The sequence below is a fragment of the Ottowia flava genome (genome assembly GCF_008017535.1).
GTDB lineage: Bacteria > Pseudomonadota > Gammaproteobacteria > Burkholderiales > Burkholderiaceae_C > Ottowia > Ottowia flava.
Window position 1 is genome coordinate 188187 of record NZ_VRUA01000002.1, and the last position, 16865, is coordinate 205051.

The window sequence follows — 16865 nt, forward strand, 5'->3', positions numbered from 1 at the left end:
GACAGCGTGGGAGTCACTTGCCCACGGTGTCGTTGATGGACAGCACACCGCCCAGGATGGCGATGATGATGATGGCCACGATCACGCCCAGGATGATGATGATCAGCGGCTCCATGGCCGCCAGCAGGCGCGACATGGTACGCCGACCTTCTTCTTCGTAGCGGTCGGCCAGGGCCAGCGACGTGCCGTCCAGGTCGCCCGTCTCCTCGGCCACGCGCATCAGCTGCGCGGTGCTGGATTGGCTGAAGTGGGCCGAACCGAAGCCGGTGGACAGCCGCTTGCCGGACTTGACGATGCCGACCAGCGGCTCCAAGTCCTTGCGCAGCGCGGTGTTAGTCACCGCGTCGCTGGCGATGCGCAGCGCGTCCACCAGCGGCACGCCGCGCTGCAGCAGGCCGCCCAGCGTGCGGAAGTAGATCGCCAGCTGCAAATTTCGGAGCACATTACCCATAAGGGGCATGCGCAAGACGCCAGAATCCAGCCGAATCCGCCCTGCCGGCGACGCCGCCCAGCGCGACAGCAGAAAGACCACGATGGTGAAAACCAGCAAGAGCAGCATCCAGTTGCTGCGCACGAAATCGCTGACGTTCAACACCAACCGGGTTAAGAACGGCAGGGCATCGCCCATCGAATCAAAAATCTCGCGGAACTGCGGCACCACGAAGGCCAGCAGGATGATCACCGACAGCACCGCTACCCCGGCCAGGATGAACGGGTAGGTCATCGACGAGATGATGTAGTTGCGCAGCTTGTCGTCGGCTTCCAGTTGACTCGTCAGCTCCTTGAGCACGGTGGTCAGGCCGCCCGAGGCCTCGCCCGCGCGGATCATCACCAGGTAACGCCGCCCCAGATCGCGCTCGAACGGCTGCAGGGAGGTGTAGAGCGACTTGCCGCCACGCACGCCTTCGGTCACCCGGATGACGAAGGCCTTCAGGCGGTCGTTGTTGGCGATCTCCTGCAGCATGGCCAGCGCCCGGTCCAGCGGCATGTTGGCGCTTTTCAGGTGCGACAGCTCGCGCGTGAACAGCAGGATGTCGGCGCGCTTCAGGCGCACTTCTTCGCTCTTGGTGGCCGCCATCGCCGCCGCGGCGGCATCGCCGCCCTGCAGGCTGACGGGCGTGATGCCCTGCCCGATCAGGCGCAGGCGCGCCGCCTCCGCGCTGGGCGCACGGATGCTGCCTTGGCAGGGTTTGCCGTCGGTGGCGGTGCCGGCGTACTGAAAGTCAATCATCCTGTCGGGCGACGCGCAACACTTCTTCGGCGGTCGTCAGTCCTTGCGCCACTTTGGTCGCGCCGTCCTGCAACAAGTTCCCGCCCACATAGCGCGCCTGCCCCCGCGAGAGGGCGGAGCCGCGCTCCAGAATCAGCTTTTTGACGTCTTCGGTCAGCAGCAGCAACTCGTGGATCGCCAGCCGCCCGCGGTAACCAGTGTTGCGGCAGGCCGGGCAGCCCACGGACCGGTACAGCGTCTGGCCCTCGGAGAGCTCCATCCCCAGCGTCTGGGCCGCCAGGCGCGACTGGTCCGGCGACATGGGCGCCTTGCAGGTATCGCACAGCTTGCGCACCAGGCGCTGCGCCAGCACGCCGACGACCGAGGCGGTGATCAGGTAGGGCTCCACACCCATGTTGATCAGGCGCACGATCGCCCCCAACGCGCTGTTGGTGTGCAAAGTCGATAGCACCAGGTGCCCGGTCAGCGCGGCCTGAACAGCGATATTGGCCGTCTCGCCATCGCGCATCTCGCCGATCATGATGACGTCCGGGTCCTGGCGCAGGAAGGAGCGCAGCACGTGCGCAAACGTCAGGCCGATCTGCGGCTGCACCTGCACCTGGTTCAGCCATTGCAGGCGGTATTCGACGGGGTCTTCCACCGTCAAAATCTTCAGGTTGCGCCCTTCCAGCGACAGCAGGGACGCGTACAGCGTGGTCGACTTGCCCGACCCCGTGGGCCCGGTGACCAGCAGCACGCCGTGCGGCACGTTCAGCAGCTCGCGCATGGCGGCCAGCGTGGGCTCGGTGAACTGCAGGCGGTCCAGCGACAGCAGATCGAGGTTTTTCTCCAGCAGACGCATCACCACCGATTCGCCGAACATGGTCGGCACGGTGGACACGCGCACGTCCAGCTCCTTGCCGTGCACGCGCAGGCGGGTGCGGCCGTCCTGCGGCAGGCGGCGCTCGGCGATGTCGAGCTGCGACAGGATCTTGATGCGCGACACCACGGCCGGCGCGTCGCGGTTGTCGATTTCGTCGATGGGAAAGATCTGGCCGTCGACGCGGATGCGCACGACGGATTTGTCTTCGTAACTTTCGATGTGGATGTCCGACGCCTGCGCGGACACCGCCTGCGACATGATCTGGTTGACGCGCTGGATGATCGGCGCCTCGGACGCCATGTCGCGCAGGTGCTCGATGAATTCGGTGGCTTCGTAGCCACCCTCCTCGCCCGCCTCGCCTTCCGCTTCGCGCAGGAACCATTCGTCCAGCTGCTCGGCGATCTCGGTGCCCAGGCCCAGCGCGATGCGCGGCTCCTGGCCAAACACTAGGCGCAGCGCGGCGCGCAGACGCTCGCTGCCGGGGTCGGTGGCGGCGAAGTCGGGCGGCGTGTCGCCGTCGGCGTCGCCCAGCGGCAGCAGGCGATTGGCCAGCAGAAAGCTGGTGTTCAGGCGGACGGTGTTGGGTTTTTCGGCCGGGAAGTCGGCCTTGCGCACCAGTGGCACGCCGGCCAGCTGGGCCAGGGCCTGCGCCACGTCCACCTCGGACACCAGGCCCAGGTCGACCAGCAGCTGGCTGAGTCGCCCGCCCATGGTCTGTTGCACGCCGTGAGCGCGGTCCAGATCGGGCGGCGAGAGCTTGCGGTCGGCCAGCAGGCGCTCGCCCAGGCGGGCTTCGAGTTGCTCCAGATCGGGGATGACGGCGGTTTCAGCCACGGGGTCCATTGCGAGTGCCATGGGCGACATTGTCCTCAGTTCACCAGGGCGGGCGAACGGGCTTGCGAAAATAACATCAAAATTGGCCTCAAGCCCTACAACCACCTACGCGAGCAGCTATACAAATCATAGTCTGTTTTGCCTATTTCCACAGCAGCCAGCGGCTCAGGCGGTCCAACTCGGGCCCGACATAATACGTTCTGTAGGTGAACAGGCGCGCCAGCCGCCCCCGACCGCGCCAGGCCAGGTACTCAGCCACGTATCCATCGTCCAGCCCGTTGTCGCGCAAGCGGCGCCCCAGCGCCTCGGCCTGCGCCCGCGTGCCGCGCCCCAGCTGGCGCACCCGTTTCAGCACCCCGCCGCCGTCGCGTGCCAAGCGCATCAGCCGGCTGGGAAGGCCGCGGTCGCGCGCACCGATCTGATTGCGCCCGTGCTGGCGGTACCGCATCAGCGGCTCGGGCAGGTAGTCGCGCGCGCCGCTGCCACTCAGCACCGCCAGCCACCAGTCGTGCATGACGGCGTCGGGCGGCAGGGGCAGCGCCAGCTCCAGCAGGGCGCGGTTGATCAGCGTGGCGCAGCCGGTGACCTGGTTGACGCTGAGCAGCGTGCGCGCATTGACCTGTGCCGGTTCGATGCGCTGAAAGGCGGCGAAGGACGGGCTGATGACCTGCAGCTGCTCGTCCACCACCGTCAGGTCGCTGTGCGCCAGACAGGGCGCGTCAGTGCCCACGCGCGCTTCCAGCGCCTGCACAGCGGCCAGCAGGCGCGCGGTCTTTTCGGGCAACCAGACGTCGTCCTGGTCGCAAAAGGCGATCCAGGCGGCGCTGCCGTCGTCCAGGCTGGCGCGCATCAGGCGCTCGAAATTGCGGATCACGCCGCCACCCTTGGGTTGTGGCGGCAACAGCAGCATGCGTCCCTCAAAAATACGTTCGTAGCGCCGCAGGATGGCCAGGGTGTCGTCGGACGAGCCGTCGTCGCTGACGATCAGGCGGAAGTTCGCGTGCGTCTGCGCCAGCAGCGAATCCAGCTGCGGCGCCAGGAAGGCGGCGCCGTTGTAGGTGGCCAGCAGGATGTCGACCAGGGGCGCGGCGCTCATGACGGGCGGCGCCGGTGGGCGCATTCGGCCTGCATCAGCGCTTCGTACGCGTCGACGATAGCGGGCCAGGTGTAGTGTTCGGCGATGATCTGGCGCGCGCGGTCGGCGCGCTGGGCCACGGCTTCCGGCGACTGGGCAACGCGGGTGTTCAGCCGCTCGGCCAGCTCGGCGGGCTTGGCGAAGTAGTCGGCCGCATCGCGCGCCACTTCGCGGTTGTAGGGGTTGTCGTGTGCGATCACCCAGTTGCCACAGGCCAGCGCCTCCAGCAGCGACGGGTTGGTGCCCCCCACCGAATGGCCGTGCAGGTAGCTGGCGGCGTGCACGCGCAAAGCGTTCAGGCGCGCGGGCTCGTACACGCCGCCAGTGAAACGCACGCGGTCACTGGCTTTGGTCAGCAGCTGTTGCTGGTAGGGCGTGCCGCCGGTCACATCGCCCACGATGACCAGCGGCCAGTCGCCACCGCCCGACGCGGTGTGCAGGCGGTGGCCTTCGATGATTTCCAGCAGGTGGTTTTCCGGCTCCGGCCGCGCGACCACCACGTGGTAGCGCCCGGGCGTCAAGCTCCAAGGCGCGAGCAAGGCGGCGTCGGCCTGGCCGGGCAGCACCGGGTCGGCACCGTAGGCGATGAAGTCGCAGGGCGCGCCGCGCGGGTACAGCGTGCGGTAACGCTGGGCAATGGCCTCGGCGTCGGCGATCAGGCGCGTGGCGGCGCGGCTGGCGACCGACTCCATGGCGCGCAGGTAGGTGCGCGCGCCGCGCCCCCACTTGCTGCGCGCCCACTCCAGCCCGTCGACGTTGATCCAGACCGGCGTGCCGAAGGCGCGCGGCCCCCAGCAGGCCCAAGCCGCGCCGTAGCCCAGCATGTAGACCAGATCGAAGCCGCGCCGCGCGTCCCACAGGCACGCGCTGTCGTACGCCAGCACCGAGGCCGGGCCCCAGGCCGGGCGGCGGCGCGCGCGCACTCGCACGCCCTGGTGCCAAGTGTCGGGGCCCGGGGCGCCATCGGCTTCGGCGTACACCGTGACGGCGTGGCCGCGCTGCACCAGGCCAACGGCCAGGCGTTCGGCAAAGGTTTCAAACCCGCCGTAGCGGGCCGGGATGCCGCGCGTGCCGAGGATGGCGATGCGCAGTGGGGCCGCTGCCGCAGTGCTGCGCGGGGGCGCCGCCGCGGCGCCAGCGCCACGGGCCGGCGCCTGCGTCAAATGTCGGCCTCGGCCAGCAGGCGCGCCGACGTCTTGTCCTTGTCGGACAGCACCGGCTCGGCGATGCCGTGCGACGCCAATGGCCACTCGATACCGATGGCGGGGTCGTCCCAGCGGATGGCGCGTTCGTGCGCGGGGCTGTAGTAGTCGGTGGTCTTGTAGAGGAAGTCGGCGGTGTCGGTCAGCACCACGAAGCCGTGCGCCAGGCCGGGCGGGATCCACAGCTGGTGCTGGTTCTCTTCGCTCAGCACCGCGCCAGACCAGCGGCCAAAGGTGGGTGAATCGCGCCGGATGTCCACCGCCACGTCGAACACCGCGCCGCGCACGCAGCGCACCAGCTTGCCCTGCGCCTTGGGCGCCAGTTGGTAGTGCAGGCCGCGCAGCACCCCGCGCCGGCTGCGGCTGTGGTTGTCCTGCACGAACGGCAGATGGACGCCTGTAGCGTCGGCAAAGGCCTGCTGGTTGAAGCTTTCAAAGAAAAAACCGCGTGCGTCCCCAAACACCTTGGGTTCGATCAACATCACGTCGGCAATGGCCAGCGGCGTCAGGTTCATGGTCAATACACCCGCTTGTTCATCAACTGCAAGAGGTATTGACCATAGCCGCCCTTGACCAAGGGCTGCGCCAGGCGCTCGAGCTGCGCATCGTCGATCCAGCGGTGGCGCCAGGCGATCTCTTCCGGGCAGGCGATCTTCAGGCCCTGGCGGTTTTCCAGCGTGGCGATGAATTGGCCGGCCTCCATCAGGCTCTGGTGTGTGCCGGTGTCCAGCCACGCGTAGCCGCGGCCCATGATTTCGACGCTGAGCTGGCCTTGCTCCAGGTACAGACGGTTCAGGTCGGTGATCTCCAGCTCACCGCGCGGCGAGGGCTTCAAGCCCTTGGCCAGTTCGACCACCTGGGTGTCGTAGAAGTACAGGCCGGTGACGGCGTAGGGGCTCTTGGGCTTGGCCGGCTTTTCTTCCAGCGACAGCACCTTGCCGGCGGCGTCGAATTCGGCCACGCCGTAGCGCTCCGGGTCGTGCACGTGGTACGCAAAGACCGACGCGCCCGTCTGGCGGCCATCGGCGCTGGCCAGCAGTTCGTGAAAGTCGTGGCCGTAGAAGATGTTGTCGCCCAGCACCAGCGCGCTGGGGGCGCCGCCCAGGAAGGATTCGCCAATGACGAAAGCCTGCGCCAGACCGTCCGGGCTGGGCTGCACGGCGTACTGCAGGTTCACGCCCCACTGGCTGCCGTCGCCCAGCAGCTGCTGAAAGCGCGGCGTGTCCTGCGGCGTGCTGATCACCAGGATGTCGCGGATGCCGGACAGCATCAGGGTGCTGAGCGGGTAGTACACCATGGGCTTGTCGTACACCGGCAGCAGCTGCTTGCTGACCGCCAGCGTCGCCGGGTGCAGGCGCGTGCCGGAACCGCCGGCCAGGATGATGCCTTTGCGGGCGCTGGAGGTGTTGTGGTTTGAAGTCACAGGATTTCCTTGAGCATGCGGTCCACGCCCTGCTGCCACGGCGGCAGGGTGAGGCCGAACACGGCTTGCAGGCGCGTGGTGTCCAGGCGCGAATTGTGCGGGCGCCGTGCGGGTGTCGGGAAGGTGTCGCTGGCGACGGGCTCCACCTCTTTTACTACCAATTCAGGAGCTGCCTGCGCAGATCTGTATTGGCCAAACACGTGATTGGCGTACGAAAACCAGGTCGTGTAACCGGCCGCCGCCAAATGGTAAGTACCGCCGTCTTCCGGCCGCGCCAGGCACTGGCGCAGGGTGTGGGCGGTGATGTCGGCGATCAGCTCTGCCCCCGTGGGTGCGCCCCACTGGTCGTCGACGATGGTGAGGCGCTCGCGCTCGGCCGCCAAGCGCAGCATGGTGCGGGCAAAGTTGCCGCCGCGCGCCGCGTAGACCCAGCTGGTGCGAAAGATCAGATGGCGACAGCCGCTGGCGCGGATGGCTTCTTCGCCGGCCAGCTTGGTCGCGCCGTAAACGCTGAGCGGGCCGGTGGCGTCGCCCTCGCGCCAGGGCGTGTCGCCGCCGCCGTTGAACACGTAGTCGGTGCTGTAGTGGACCAGCAGCGCACCCACCTCGGCCGCGGCCTGCGCCAGCGCGGCGGGCGCCTCGGCGTTCAGGCGCCGGGCCAACGCCGGCTCGCTCTCGGCTCGGTCGACCGCCGTGTGGGCGGCGGCGTTGACGATGGCCGCAGGGCGCAGTGCGCACACCGTGGCCGCCAGCGCGTCCGGGTCGTTCAGGTCGCCGTGCAAGGCGCCTTGGCCGTGGCGGTCCAGCGCCGTGAGCGGGCCGAGCGGCGCCAGCGCGCGCTGCAGTTCCCAGCCGACCTGGCCGTTCTTGCCCAGCAGGAGGATGCCGTGGCCCGCCATGCCTCAGGCAGCGGGCTGGGCCGCGCCGCCGTTCGACCCGTACTGCGTCGCCACCCAGTCGCGGTAGCCGCCCGACTGCACGTCGCGCACCCAGGCGTCGTTGGCCAGGTACCACGCGATGGTCTTGCGGATGCCGGTTTCGAACGTTTCGGCCGGCTTCCAGCCCAGCTCGCGCTCGATCTTGCGGGCGTCGATGGCGTAGCGTCGATCGTGGCCCGGGCGGTCCTGCACGTGCGTGATCTGCTGGCGGTAGCTGCCGCCGGCCGCGCGCGGGGCCAGCTCATCCAGCAGATCGCACACGGTGTGGACGATGGACAGGTTGGCCTTTTCGTTCCAGCCGCCGATGTTGTAGGTCTCGCCCAGGCGGCCCGCTTCCAGCACGCGGCGGATGGCCGAGCAGTGGTCCTTCACGTACAGCCAGTCGCGCACCTGTTGGCCATCGCCGTACACCGGCAGCGGTTGGCCGGCCAGGGCGTTGACGATCATCAGCGGGATCAGCTTCTCGGGGAAGTGAAACGGGCCGTAATTGTTGGAGCAGTTGGTCGTCAGCACCGGCAGCCCGTGCGTGTGGTGCCAGGCGCGCACCAGGTGGTCGCTGGCGGCCTTGCTGGCACTGTAGGGGCTGTTGGGCTCGTAGACGTGGGTTTCGGTGAAGGCGGGCGCGTCGGGCGCCAATGTGCCGTAGACCTCGTCGGTCGACACGTGCAGGAAGCGGAAGGCGGCGCGCTCGGCCTCGGGCAGGCCACCCCAATACGCCCGCGCGGCTTCCAGCAAGCGAAAGGTACCGACGATGTTGGTGACGACGAAGTCCTCCGCCCCATGGATGGAGCGGTCAACGTGGCTTTCGGCCGCGAAGTTGACGATGGCGCGCGGCCGGTGCTCGGCCAGCAGGCGCTCCACCAAGGCGCTGTCGCCAATGTCGCCCTGCACGAAGACGTGGCGCGGATCGTCCTGCACCGAAGCCAGGTTGGCCAGGTTGCCGGCGTAGGTCAGCTTATCGAGGTTGACGACCGGCTCGTCGCCCTGAGCCAGCCAGTCCAGCACGAAGTTGCTGCCGATGAAGCCGGCGCCGCCGGTGACAAGAATCATGAGATAGGTTTCCTTACCGCGGTGGCGGGCACTGCCGCCATGATCGCGCCGATTATTTCATTTTCGCCACCCCCTGCACCCACGCGACGCCCGCAGGCCTTGCGGCACAATGGGCGCGTCCGCTTTGTGCGCCCCATCCTGCACCATGGCCACTTCCCGCAAGCGCCCTGCCGCTGACCCTGCAGATCCGACACCGACTCCAACGCCCGGCCCAGACAACGTCTGGCTGGCCGGCATGGGCGCGCTGGCTCAGGCTCAGGCGCGCGGCACCCAGGCCTTCGATGCGCTGGTGCGCGAAGGCTTGGCCCAGCAGGCCAAGGCGCGCGAGGCCGCCGAGTCCGAGATGTCCAAGGCCGCTGAGCGCCTGAGCGCCATGACGTTGGGCAGCGCCAACCCCTGGGACCGCCTGGGCGGCATTTTTGAGGGGCGCGTACAGCAGGCGCTGGAGCGACTCGGCATGCCCTCGCCGGAACTGCTGGCCGCGCTGTTGGCTCGAATCGAGGCGCTGGAAGCGCGCGTGGCCGTTTTGGAAAGCGCAACGCCCCCCGCCGGCGACCCGGTGCGCCGCCCGCGCGCCAAGCCCCGCTCCCCTGGAAACTGATGTTGGCTTCGATCGCACAAACGCCTTTTTTTGACGCCCCTGACGCGGGGGCCCTGCGCCTGCAGCGCAAGCGCCTCGTCACCGCGCTGTCGGTAGCGGTGCTGGTTCACGCCGTGGTGCTGGTCGCGCTGGCCATGCCGCCGCGCTTTAAGCTGGGTATCGATCGCGCGGACCCGGTGGTCACCCGCTGGATTCCGCTGCCGGCCACCCCCAGTCCGGGCGTGGCGCGCGAAGAACCCGCGCCCGCCGAACCCAGCCGGCCGAAGGCCGAAGCCCCTGCCAAGCCCAAGGAGCGCCCGGAGCGGACACGCCCCACGCCCCGTCCGGCACGCGATGACGACAAGTCTGCGGCGACCCAGGTCGCCGAAGCGCCGACCGACGCCGCTTCCGCCGCGTCGTCGCCGCTGCCCGAGGGTCAGGATCCGCTGCGCATGCTGCCGACCACACCCGAGCGCTTTCAGATGCTGGACCGCCTGAGCCGCGATGTCGACGCCGACCCGTCGCTGTTCGCCCCCGGCAACGCCATCAGCGTGACGATCGACCTGAACGGCCAGCCCAAGGTCTGGCGCTTCATCATCGTGGCGGGAGAAACGGTGAAGTCGATGGGCGGGCTGGATGTGCCCACGTTGCGCCTGCTGCACTACCCTGAAAACGACCGCGACGACCGGGTCGAGGTCTGGCTGGTGCCGCAGTTGGCATACCGCCCCATCCAGATCAACGTGACCTCGCCGGGTGCGCTCACCGCCCAAAACTACACGGCGCGCGCCGCGCTGGACCAGTTGGACCGGGCGGCGCGTGGTGAGCCCCCAGCCGGCACCGCGCTTGGCGCGGGCGCATCGGCCCCGAACAAACCGGCGTCCCAGTAAGCCCCGGCAGCGTCACCCCATGGCCAAGAAAGCGCCCCGCCGCACCGCCGAGCGCATTCTGGCCGCCACGCTAGAGCTGTTCAACCGCTTTGGCGAGCCCAACGTCTCCACCACCGTGATCTCGGCCGAGCTGAACATCAGCCCCGGCAACCTGTACTACCACTTCCCGTCCAAGGACGAGCTGGTCAACACCTTGTTCGACCAGTACGAAGCCCGCGTGGTCGTGCTGCTGGCCGCCAGTGACGACGTGCGCGACCTGGAAGACGCATGGTTCTTCCTGCACACGCTGTTCGAGCTGATCTGGGCCTACCGCTTCCTGTACCGCGACCTGAACCACCTGCTGTCGCGCAACCGCCGACTGGAAACGCACTTCCCCGCCATCCTGATGCGCAAGAAGGGCGCGCTGCGCGTCATGCTCGACCAGTTGCTGGCACCCGACGCCGACGACGCCGCCACGCGCGACGCCGTGGCCGCGAGCATGGTGGTGCTGCTGACCTATTGGCTCAGCTACGAGTACGTGCTGCAGCCGCGCACCGCGATGGAGCCTGAGAACGCGCAGGACGCCCTGCTGCGCGGCGCCTACCACGTGCTCAGCCTGATGGCGCCGCACCTACCCGACGCGCCGCGCGAGCACCTGAAAGCGCTGACCGAGGCCTACCAGCCCGCCATGGGCTAAGCTGCCGTGAACAACCGCCCTTGTTCACGATGAGCGCCTGGACCCCTTGCCCGTTTGCCGCCGACAGCCCGTTCGACGTCGCGCGCGTGCGCGCGCTCTGGCCCGAGCTGCACGCCGTCGATGCCGAGCCGTTGCCCGAGGACGAGGCGCTGTTGCACGGCTGGGCGCTGTTCCACACCGGCCTGTTTGAACAAGCGGCCGACACCGGCCTGGCCTCCGGCATCGACGGCTGGTCGCTGGCCAACCGCGCCACCGCGGCCCACGCCGCGCTGGTCGAGCCGAACGAGGGCGCGCGCCTGGAACTGTTCAAACGCGTGCACCAGTTGGCCAGCGCCCAGGTGCTTCAGCGGCCGCAGCTGGCCAGCGCCTGGTACTGGCAGGGCTACGCGCTGGCGCGCTACGCACAGGGCATCCACGTGGCGCGCGCGCTGGCGCAGGGCCTGGGCAGCCAAGTGCGCGCGGCGCTGCACGCCACGCTGGCGCTCAACCCACGCCACGCCTACGCCCACGTGGCGCTGGGCGCCTTCCAGGCCGCGGTGATCGACAAGCTGGGCCCGATGGTGGGTGCCATGACCTACGGCGTCACGGCCCGCTCCGCGCTCGACCACCTCGAGCAAGCGCAACGCCTGGCGCCGCAGTCGGCCGCCGTGCTGCACGAATGTGCGGGCGCGCTGCTGCTGCTGGACGGCCGCGCCCGGCTGGACGAGGCCACGCGCCTGCAGGAAGCCGCCGCCCGCGTGGCCCCGCGCGACGCCGTGGAGCGCCTGTGGGTCGAGCTGGCCCGCACCAGCCTGGCGCTGTGACCTGACGGCAGGTCACGCACGCCACAGCGCTAACATCCACGCCAGCCGACGCGCCGCAGGCTGCGCCGTCATTTTTCTGAACCCAGGAGTTTCGCCATGTCCGACCTGAAAGACCGTTTCGACGCCGCCGTCGCCAATTCCAAAACCCTGAGCGAGCGCCCGGACAACCCGACGCTGCTGAAGATCTATTCGCTGTTCAAGCAGGCGACCGAGGGCGACAACGAAGAAGCGAAGCCGGGCTTTGCCGACATCGTGGCGCGCGCCAAGTGGGACGCCTGGAAGAAGCTGGAAGGCACGAGCAACGACGAGGCGATGCAGCAGTACATCGACCTCATCGAAACGTTGAAGGGCTGACCCCCTGTGGCGCCGGAGGCGCCTTCCCCCTGCTCTCTTCGCGCTGCGCGCTTCGGGCAGGGGGGCAACGCCGATGCCCGGTACACGCCCGGGCATGGCGTTCGCTGGTATTGGCGCCCCGCTGATTGCAGGCGCGGCAGCATGAGGCACGGCCAACCGCCTTGCTGGTCATGGCGCGGCACTTTGCGCGTCGACGTATTTTTTAAGCCAAATCGGCCTCTGACCCTAGAGCAGATTGCGCGATCAGCTACTGAATTTCTAGCAGCCCTGCGAATACAGGACGCTCGCTGGCACACGCAATGCGTCGGCGCGCAGCGCGCTCAACGCGTCGTCTTGTCGTCCTGACCCGCCTGCGCCGTCGCCGTCTCCAGCGCCCGCAGTTGGGCCAGCCGCTCGGCTTTGGGCAGCTTGCCCAGCGCCGCGACGGCGGCGTGAAAGCGCGGCCAGTCGCTGCCTTCTCGCACAAACAGGGCTTCGAAGGCCGGCACCAGTTCGTCGTACGCGGCCTGCACGCCGAAAAAGGCGTTGTTGGCCTCGGCCACCCAGCGGTCGTAGCCGTCGTAGGGCGTGCCGGCCGCGGCCCAACGCGCTTTCAGGTCGGCGTAGCGTTGGCGAAAGCGCGCCACTGCTTCTTCTTTCATAGCTGCCAGCACAGTTGTATCAATGCCTGGCGCCCCTTTTTGCTTGTAAACCGCGTTCAGGTCGTCGCGCGTCAGCCGGCTCAGCGCACGGAAGTCGCGCCGGCGCTGGTCGAAGGCGGCGTACTCGCGCCGAGCCGCCTCGCTGGCGTGCGTGGCCAGCCAGCGCTGGCCGCCCAGACGCTCCACGGCCGTGGCGTACGACTCGTTGAACATGGTGTCGTCGTCCACGTACACGACCTGGTGCGCCAGCTCGTGAAAGATCATCCGCGCCAGCTCGCCCTCGGGGTAGCGGATGAAGGTGGAGAGCAGCGGGTCGCCCCCCATCCAGTTCAGCCAGCCCAGCGTGGAATAGGCCGGGATGCCGTACACGCGCACTTCCAGCCCCTCGTCGCGCTGCAGCTGCTCGGCCAGCGCGCGCGCCTCGGCTTCGTCGTAGTAACCGCGGTAACCCACGCAGCCGACCACCGGAAAGCACCAGCGCTTGAGCGTCAGCGAATCCGGCGGCGCCGCCGCCACGTTCCACACCGCCGCGCGGCGCTTCAGGTCGCTGTAGCGGTGGTAGCTGGCGTTGTCGGGCAGCGCCAGATCCGTGACTGCGAAGGCGCGGATGCGCTTGGCCAGTTCCAGCCGCTGGCGCAAGTCATCCGGCGTCGCCGGGTCGGCCAGCACTTCTTCCACCGGCTTGGCCGCGCCCATCAGCGCCAGGTGGCCCTGGATGGATTGGGCGTAGTAGCTGGCGGCGGTGCAGCCGGAGAGCAGCCAGGCGCCAGCCACGGCCAACAGCACCCAGGCCGCGCGCCGCTTCATGCTGGCGCCCGCTCCACCTGCACCGCACAGTCGTAAAACGTCGGCCCACGGCCCATGTCGGTCAGCTTCTGGCTGGTGACTTCGTTGACGTTGGTGCCGGCCAGGCCGAACTTGCGCCACCAGATGCCCAGGCCGTTGACGACGCCGGGGCGGGCGCGGGTGCTGACGTCGGCCTTGACGCGGTAGTCGCCGCGGGCGTTGAAGACGCGCACCACGGCGCCGGAGGTAATGCCGCGGGTGGCGGCGTCATCGGGGTGGATTTCAAGCAGCGGCTCGCCTTCGATGCTGCGCAGGCTTTGCACGTTGACGAAGCTGCTGTTGAGGAAGTTGCGCGCCGGCGGCGAAATCATGGCCAGCGGGTAGTCGGGCGAGGCGCCGGCGGGCTCGTGGTTGGGGATGAAATCGGGCACGTCAGGCCCGCCAGACGTGCGCAGGCCGCTATCAAATTGGCACTTGCCCGATGCGGTGGGAAAGCCGCCTTCGGCGTACGGCGCATCGGGAATCGCCAGCGCGGCAAAGCCGTTTTGCAGCAGCGCGTTGAAGTCGATCTGTTTGCCGTAGGCCTGGCGGCACAGGGCTTCGTCGCTGTCGGCAAAGCACGGGGCGTCCAAGCCCATGCGCGCGGCCAGGTCGCGGAAGATCTGGGCGTTGCTGCGCGCTTCGCCCATGGGCGCGATGGCCGGGCGGTTGAGCAGCACGTCGGTGTGGCCATAGGCCAGGTGGATGTCCCAGTGCTCCAGTTGCGTGGTGGCGGGCAGGACGATGTCGGCGTGGTCGGCCGTGTCGGTCAGGAAATGCTCCAGCACGACGGTGAACAGGTCTTCGCGCTGGAAGGCGCGCACCACCTTGGGCGATTCGGGCGCGACGGCGACGGGGTTGCTGTTGTAGACCACCAGCGCCTCGACCTTGGGGCCGAAGTCGGCCGACGCTTCGCGCAGCAGATCGTCGCCGATGGTGACCATGTTGATGGTGCGCGGCGTGCGCCCGGCCAGCAGGTCGGGCCGCTGCAGCGTGGCGCGGTCGACCGGGAACTGGCTGGAGCTGGACAGCAGCACGCCGCCCGCGCGGTGGCGCCAGGCGCCGGTGAGCGCCGGCAGGCAGGCGATGGCGCGGATGGCGTTGCCGCCGCCCGCGCAGCGCTGCACGCCGTAGTTGACGCGGATGGCGGCCGGTGTGGTGGTGCCATAGTCGCGCGCCAATTGCACGATTTGCGCCGCTGGCACGCCACAGGCCTGCGCGGCCCGCTTCGGATTCCATAGCATGGCGCGCGCTTTCAGCGCTTCCCAGCCGACCGTGTGGCGGGCGATGTAGTCGTGGTCCAGCCAGTCGTGCACGATCAGCTCGTGCATGATGGCCAGCGCGAGCGCGGCGTCGGTGCCCGGCAGCAGGGCGATGTGCTCGTCGCACTTGTCGGCCGTTTCGCTGCGGCGCGGGTCGATGCAGACCAGGCGCGCTCCGTCGCGGCGCGCCTGCTGCGCCAGGCGCCAGAAGTGCAGATTGCTGCCGATCGAGTTGCTGCCCCAGATCAGGATCAGCCGGCTTTCGGCGAAGAATTCGACCTTCATGCCGACCTTGCCGCCCAGCGTGCGGGTCACGGCCTCGCCGCCGGCGGTGGCGCAGATGGTGCGGTCCAGCAGGCTGGCGCCCAGCTGGTGGAAGAAGCGCCGGTCCATCGATTCCCCTTGCACCAGGCCCATGGTGCCGGCGTAGCTGTAGGGCAGGATGGCCTGCGGGTCACGCGCGGCGATGGCGCCCAGGCGCTGGGCGATCTCGTCCAGGGCGGCGTCCCAGGTGATGGGCTCGAACCGGCCTTCGCCCTTGGCGCCGACGCGCCTGAGAGGCGTCAGCACCCGTTCCGGATGGTTGGTCCTTTCGGCGTACTTCGACACTTTGGCGCACAGCACGCCGTCGGTCGACGGGTGCGCCGGGTTGCCACGCACCCGGACGGCGCGGCCATCCTCGACGGTGGTCACCAGGCTGCAGGTGTCGGGGCAATCGTGGGGGCAGGCGCCAACCACCTCAGCCATGGTGGTCACCCGGTGCGCTGTGGCGCGGAATGAACAACGGCATCAAAATACTCGGGTATGTAATAAAAAGTTAGGGTTTAAACAGTAGACTTCCGCCTGCTTTTTGCAGTCGCAGTCTCGGAGTGCAACCCATGCGTCAGCCATTTTCATCCAATCGTCGTCGGTTTGTTCAGGTTATGGGCGCGAGCGCCGCGGTCGGCGCGGGCTGGGTCCGCGCGCAGGACAACCGCATCCTGCTGGGCCAGTCGGCTGCCTTCACCGGTCCGTCGATGCAACTGGGCACGCAGTTTCATGCCGGTGCGCAGCTCTACTTCCAGCAGTTGGCCGGGCAAGGTGGCGTGAACGGCCGCCCGGTCGAGATCCGCCAGCTCGACGACGGCTACGAGCCCGACCGCTGCGCCAGCAATACCGAAAAGCTGATCAAGGACGATGTGTTCGCCCTGTTCGGCTACATCGGCACGCCCACCAGTCTGGTGGCGCTGCCGATGGCGTCGGCGGCCAAGGTGCCGTTCATCGCGCCCTTTACCGGCGCCATGAGCTTGCGCGCGCCCTTCAAGCGCGAGGCCTTTCACGTGCGCGCCTCCTACGACGACGAAACCGAGCTGATCGTCAAGCAGCTCACCCACCTCCACCAGGACCGCATCGCGGTTTTCTACCAGAACGACGCCTACGGCAAGGCGGGCCTGACCGGCGTGACGCAGGCCCTGGGCGCACGCAAGCTCAAGCCGGTGGCCGAGGCCACGGTGGAGCGCAATTCGGTCGACGTTGGCGCCGCGGTGGCCAAGCTGGCGGGTTCCGGCGCGCAGGCGATCGTGCAGATCGGTTCGTACAAGGCCAGCGCCGCCTTCATTCGCGCGGCGCGCAAGGCCGGATTTGGCGGTACCTTCTACAACGTGTCCTTCGTCGGCACGCAGGCGCTGGCGGACGAATTGGGCAAGGACGGCGCCGGCGTGATGGTGTCGCAGGTGATGCCCTCACCGTACAACCCGGCTCGCACGATCGCGCGCGAGTTCGTGGCCGCTGCCCAGAAGAGCGGCAAGGTGCAGCCCAATTTCTCCAGCATGGAAGGCTACCTGGCAGCCAAGGTGTTTGCCGAAGGCCTGCGCCGCGCGGGCAGCAAGCCGTCGCGTGAGAACCTGATTGCCGCGCTGGAGTCGATCAACGAGGACTTCGGCGGCTACCGCGTGGGCTTTGCGCCCAACAACCATGTGGCTTCGCGCTTTGCCGAACTGTCCATGCTGACCGGCGACGGCCGCGTCAGGACCTGAAGCGCCCCCTCTGCCGGGAACGGCGACCGACCCTGCTCCGCCGGTGACGGCTTCCCCCGTCCCTTAGCGCTGCGCTCTGGGAGCCGGACGCCGCCAGCGCTGCGGGGCGGCCTTGGCGCGGCCGCTTGCTTGAACGGAGCGCGTTGC

General features: G+C 68.5%; 16 protein-coding genes. 6 read left to right on the top strand and 10 right to left on the bottom strand.

Going from position 1 to position 16865, the window contains the following annotated elements:
- Window positions 1-13: 13 nt before the first annotated feature.
- The 8 genes from FVQ98_RS03045 to rfbB all read right to left on the bottom strand — a co-directional run bounded on the left by FVQ98_RS03045 (window position 14) and on the right by rfbB (window position 8675).
- Complete coding sequence (locus tag FVQ98_RS03045; RefSeq protein ID WP_147911951.1) at window positions 14-1231, bottom strand: type II secretion system F family protein; 1218 nt, start codon at window positions 1229-1231, stop codon at window positions 14-16.
- Window positions 1224-2936 (bottom strand): GspE/PulE family protein, encoded by a 1713-nt coding sequence (locus tag FVQ98_RS03050; RefSeq protein ID WP_147912162.1) that lies wholly within the window; start codon window positions 2934-2936, stop codon window positions 1224-1226. Before FVQ98_RS03050 ends, FVQ98_RS03045 begins: the two co-directional genes overlap by 8 nt.
- A gap of 133 nt (window positions 2937-3069) precedes the next feature.
- A complete protein-coding gene (locus FVQ98_RS03055) occupies window positions 3070-4023 on the bottom strand; it encodes a glycosyltransferase family 2 protein (protein ID WP_255507603.1) in 954 nt (317 codons plus the stop codon).
- Window positions 4020-5225: a DUF1972 domain-containing protein gene (locus FVQ98_RS03060; RefSeq protein ID WP_255507604.1), complete on the bottom strand. Its 1206-nt coding sequence runs from the start codon at window positions 5223-5225 to the stop codon at window positions 4020-4022. The genes FVQ98_RS03055 and FVQ98_RS03060 overlap by 4 nt, the downstream gene beginning before the upstream one ends.
- Complete coding sequence (gene rfbC, locus FVQ98_RS03065) at window positions 5222-5779, bottom strand: dTDP-4-dehydrorhamnose 3,5-epimerase (protein ID WP_147911953.1); 558 nt, start codon at window positions 5777-5779, stop codon at window positions 5222-5224. Before rfbC ends, FVQ98_RS03060 begins: the two co-directional genes overlap by 4 nt.
- Window positions 5780-5781: 2 nt before the next feature.
- Window positions 5782-6687 (bottom strand): glucose-1-phosphate thymidylyltransferase RfbA, encoded by a 906-nt coding sequence (rfbA, locus tag FVQ98_RS03070; protein WP_147911954.1) that lies wholly within the window; start codon window positions 6685-6687, stop codon window positions 5782-5784.
- Window positions 6684-7586: a dTDP-4-dehydrorhamnose reductase gene (rfbD, locus tag FVQ98_RS03075; protein ID WP_147911955.1), complete on the bottom strand. Its 903-nt coding sequence runs from the start codon at window positions 7584-7586 to the stop codon at window positions 6684-6686. The genes rfbA and rfbD overlap by 4 nt, the downstream gene beginning before the upstream one ends.
- 3 nt (window positions 7587-7589) lie before the next feature.
- Window positions 7590-8675: a dTDP-glucose 4,6-dehydratase gene (gene rfbB / locus FVQ98_RS03080; RefSeq protein WP_147911956.1), complete on the bottom strand. Its 1086-nt coding sequence runs from the start codon at window positions 8673-8675 to the stop codon at window positions 7590-7592.
- 145 nt (window positions 8676-8820) lie between these two features.
- On the opposite strand from rfbB, the gene FVQ98_RS03085 reads away from it, so the two are divergent.
- The 5 genes from FVQ98_RS03085 to FVQ98_RS03105 all read left to right on the top strand — a co-directional run bounded on the left by FVQ98_RS03085 (window position 8821) and on the right by FVQ98_RS03105 (window position 11975).
- The gene (locus FVQ98_RS03085; RefSeq protein WP_187265604.1) at window positions 8821-9276 is read left to right on the top strand and encodes a phasin family protein; all 456 of its coding nucleotides are present in this window, start codon (window positions 8821-8823) and stop codon (window positions 9274-9276) included.
- Window positions 9276-10142: a hypothetical protein gene (locus FVQ98_RS03090; protein WP_147911958.1), complete on the top strand. Its 867-nt coding sequence runs from the start codon at window positions 9276-9278 to the stop codon at window positions 10140-10142. Before FVQ98_RS03085 ends, FVQ98_RS03090 begins: the two co-directional genes overlap by 1 nt.
- Before the next feature lie 19 nt (window positions 10143-10161).
- Complete coding sequence (locus FVQ98_RS03095; RefSeq protein ID WP_147911959.1) at window positions 10162-10818, top strand: TetR/AcrR family transcriptional regulator; 657 nt, start codon at window positions 10162-10164, stop codon at window positions 10816-10818.
- A gap of 29 nt (window positions 10819-10847) precedes the next feature.
- Window positions 10848-11621: a tetratricopeptide repeat protein gene (locus FVQ98_RS03100; protein ID WP_147911960.1), complete on the top strand. Its 774-nt coding sequence runs from the start codon at window positions 10848-10850 to the stop codon at window positions 11619-11621.
- A gap of 96 nt (window positions 11622-11717) precedes the next feature.
- Window positions 11718-11975 (top strand): acyl-CoA-binding protein, encoded by a 258-nt coding sequence (locus FVQ98_RS03105; protein WP_147911961.1) that lies wholly within the window; start codon window positions 11718-11720, stop codon window positions 11973-11975.
- Between the two features lie 320 nt (window positions 11976-12295).
- Here FVQ98_RS03105 and FVQ98_RS03110 read toward each other — a convergent pair whose 3' ends face one another.
- Window positions 12296-13423, bottom strand: a complete 1128-nt coding sequence (locus FVQ98_RS03110) for an aminopeptidase (RefSeq protein WP_147911962.1) — start codon at window positions 13421-13423, stop codon at window positions 12296-12298.
- Window positions 13420-15450 carry a molybdopterin-containing oxidoreductase family protein gene (locus FVQ98_RS03115; RefSeq protein ID WP_147911963.1) on the bottom strand — a complete coding sequence of 677 codons (2031 nt, stop codon included), beginning with the start codon at window positions 15448-15450 and terminating at the stop codon, window positions 13420-13422. The genes FVQ98_RS03110 and FVQ98_RS03115 overlap by 4 nt, the downstream gene beginning before the upstream one ends.
- A 176-nt stretch (window positions 15451-15626) precedes the next feature.
- On the opposite strand from FVQ98_RS03115, the gene FVQ98_RS03120 reads away from it, so the two are divergent.
- Window positions 15627-16718 carry an ABC transporter substrate-binding protein gene (locus FVQ98_RS03120; RefSeq protein ID WP_255507605.1) on the top strand — a complete coding sequence of 364 codons (1092 nt, stop codon included), beginning with the start codon at window positions 15627-15629 and terminating at the stop codon, window positions 16716-16718.
- Window positions 16719-16865: the final 147 nt, after the last annotated feature.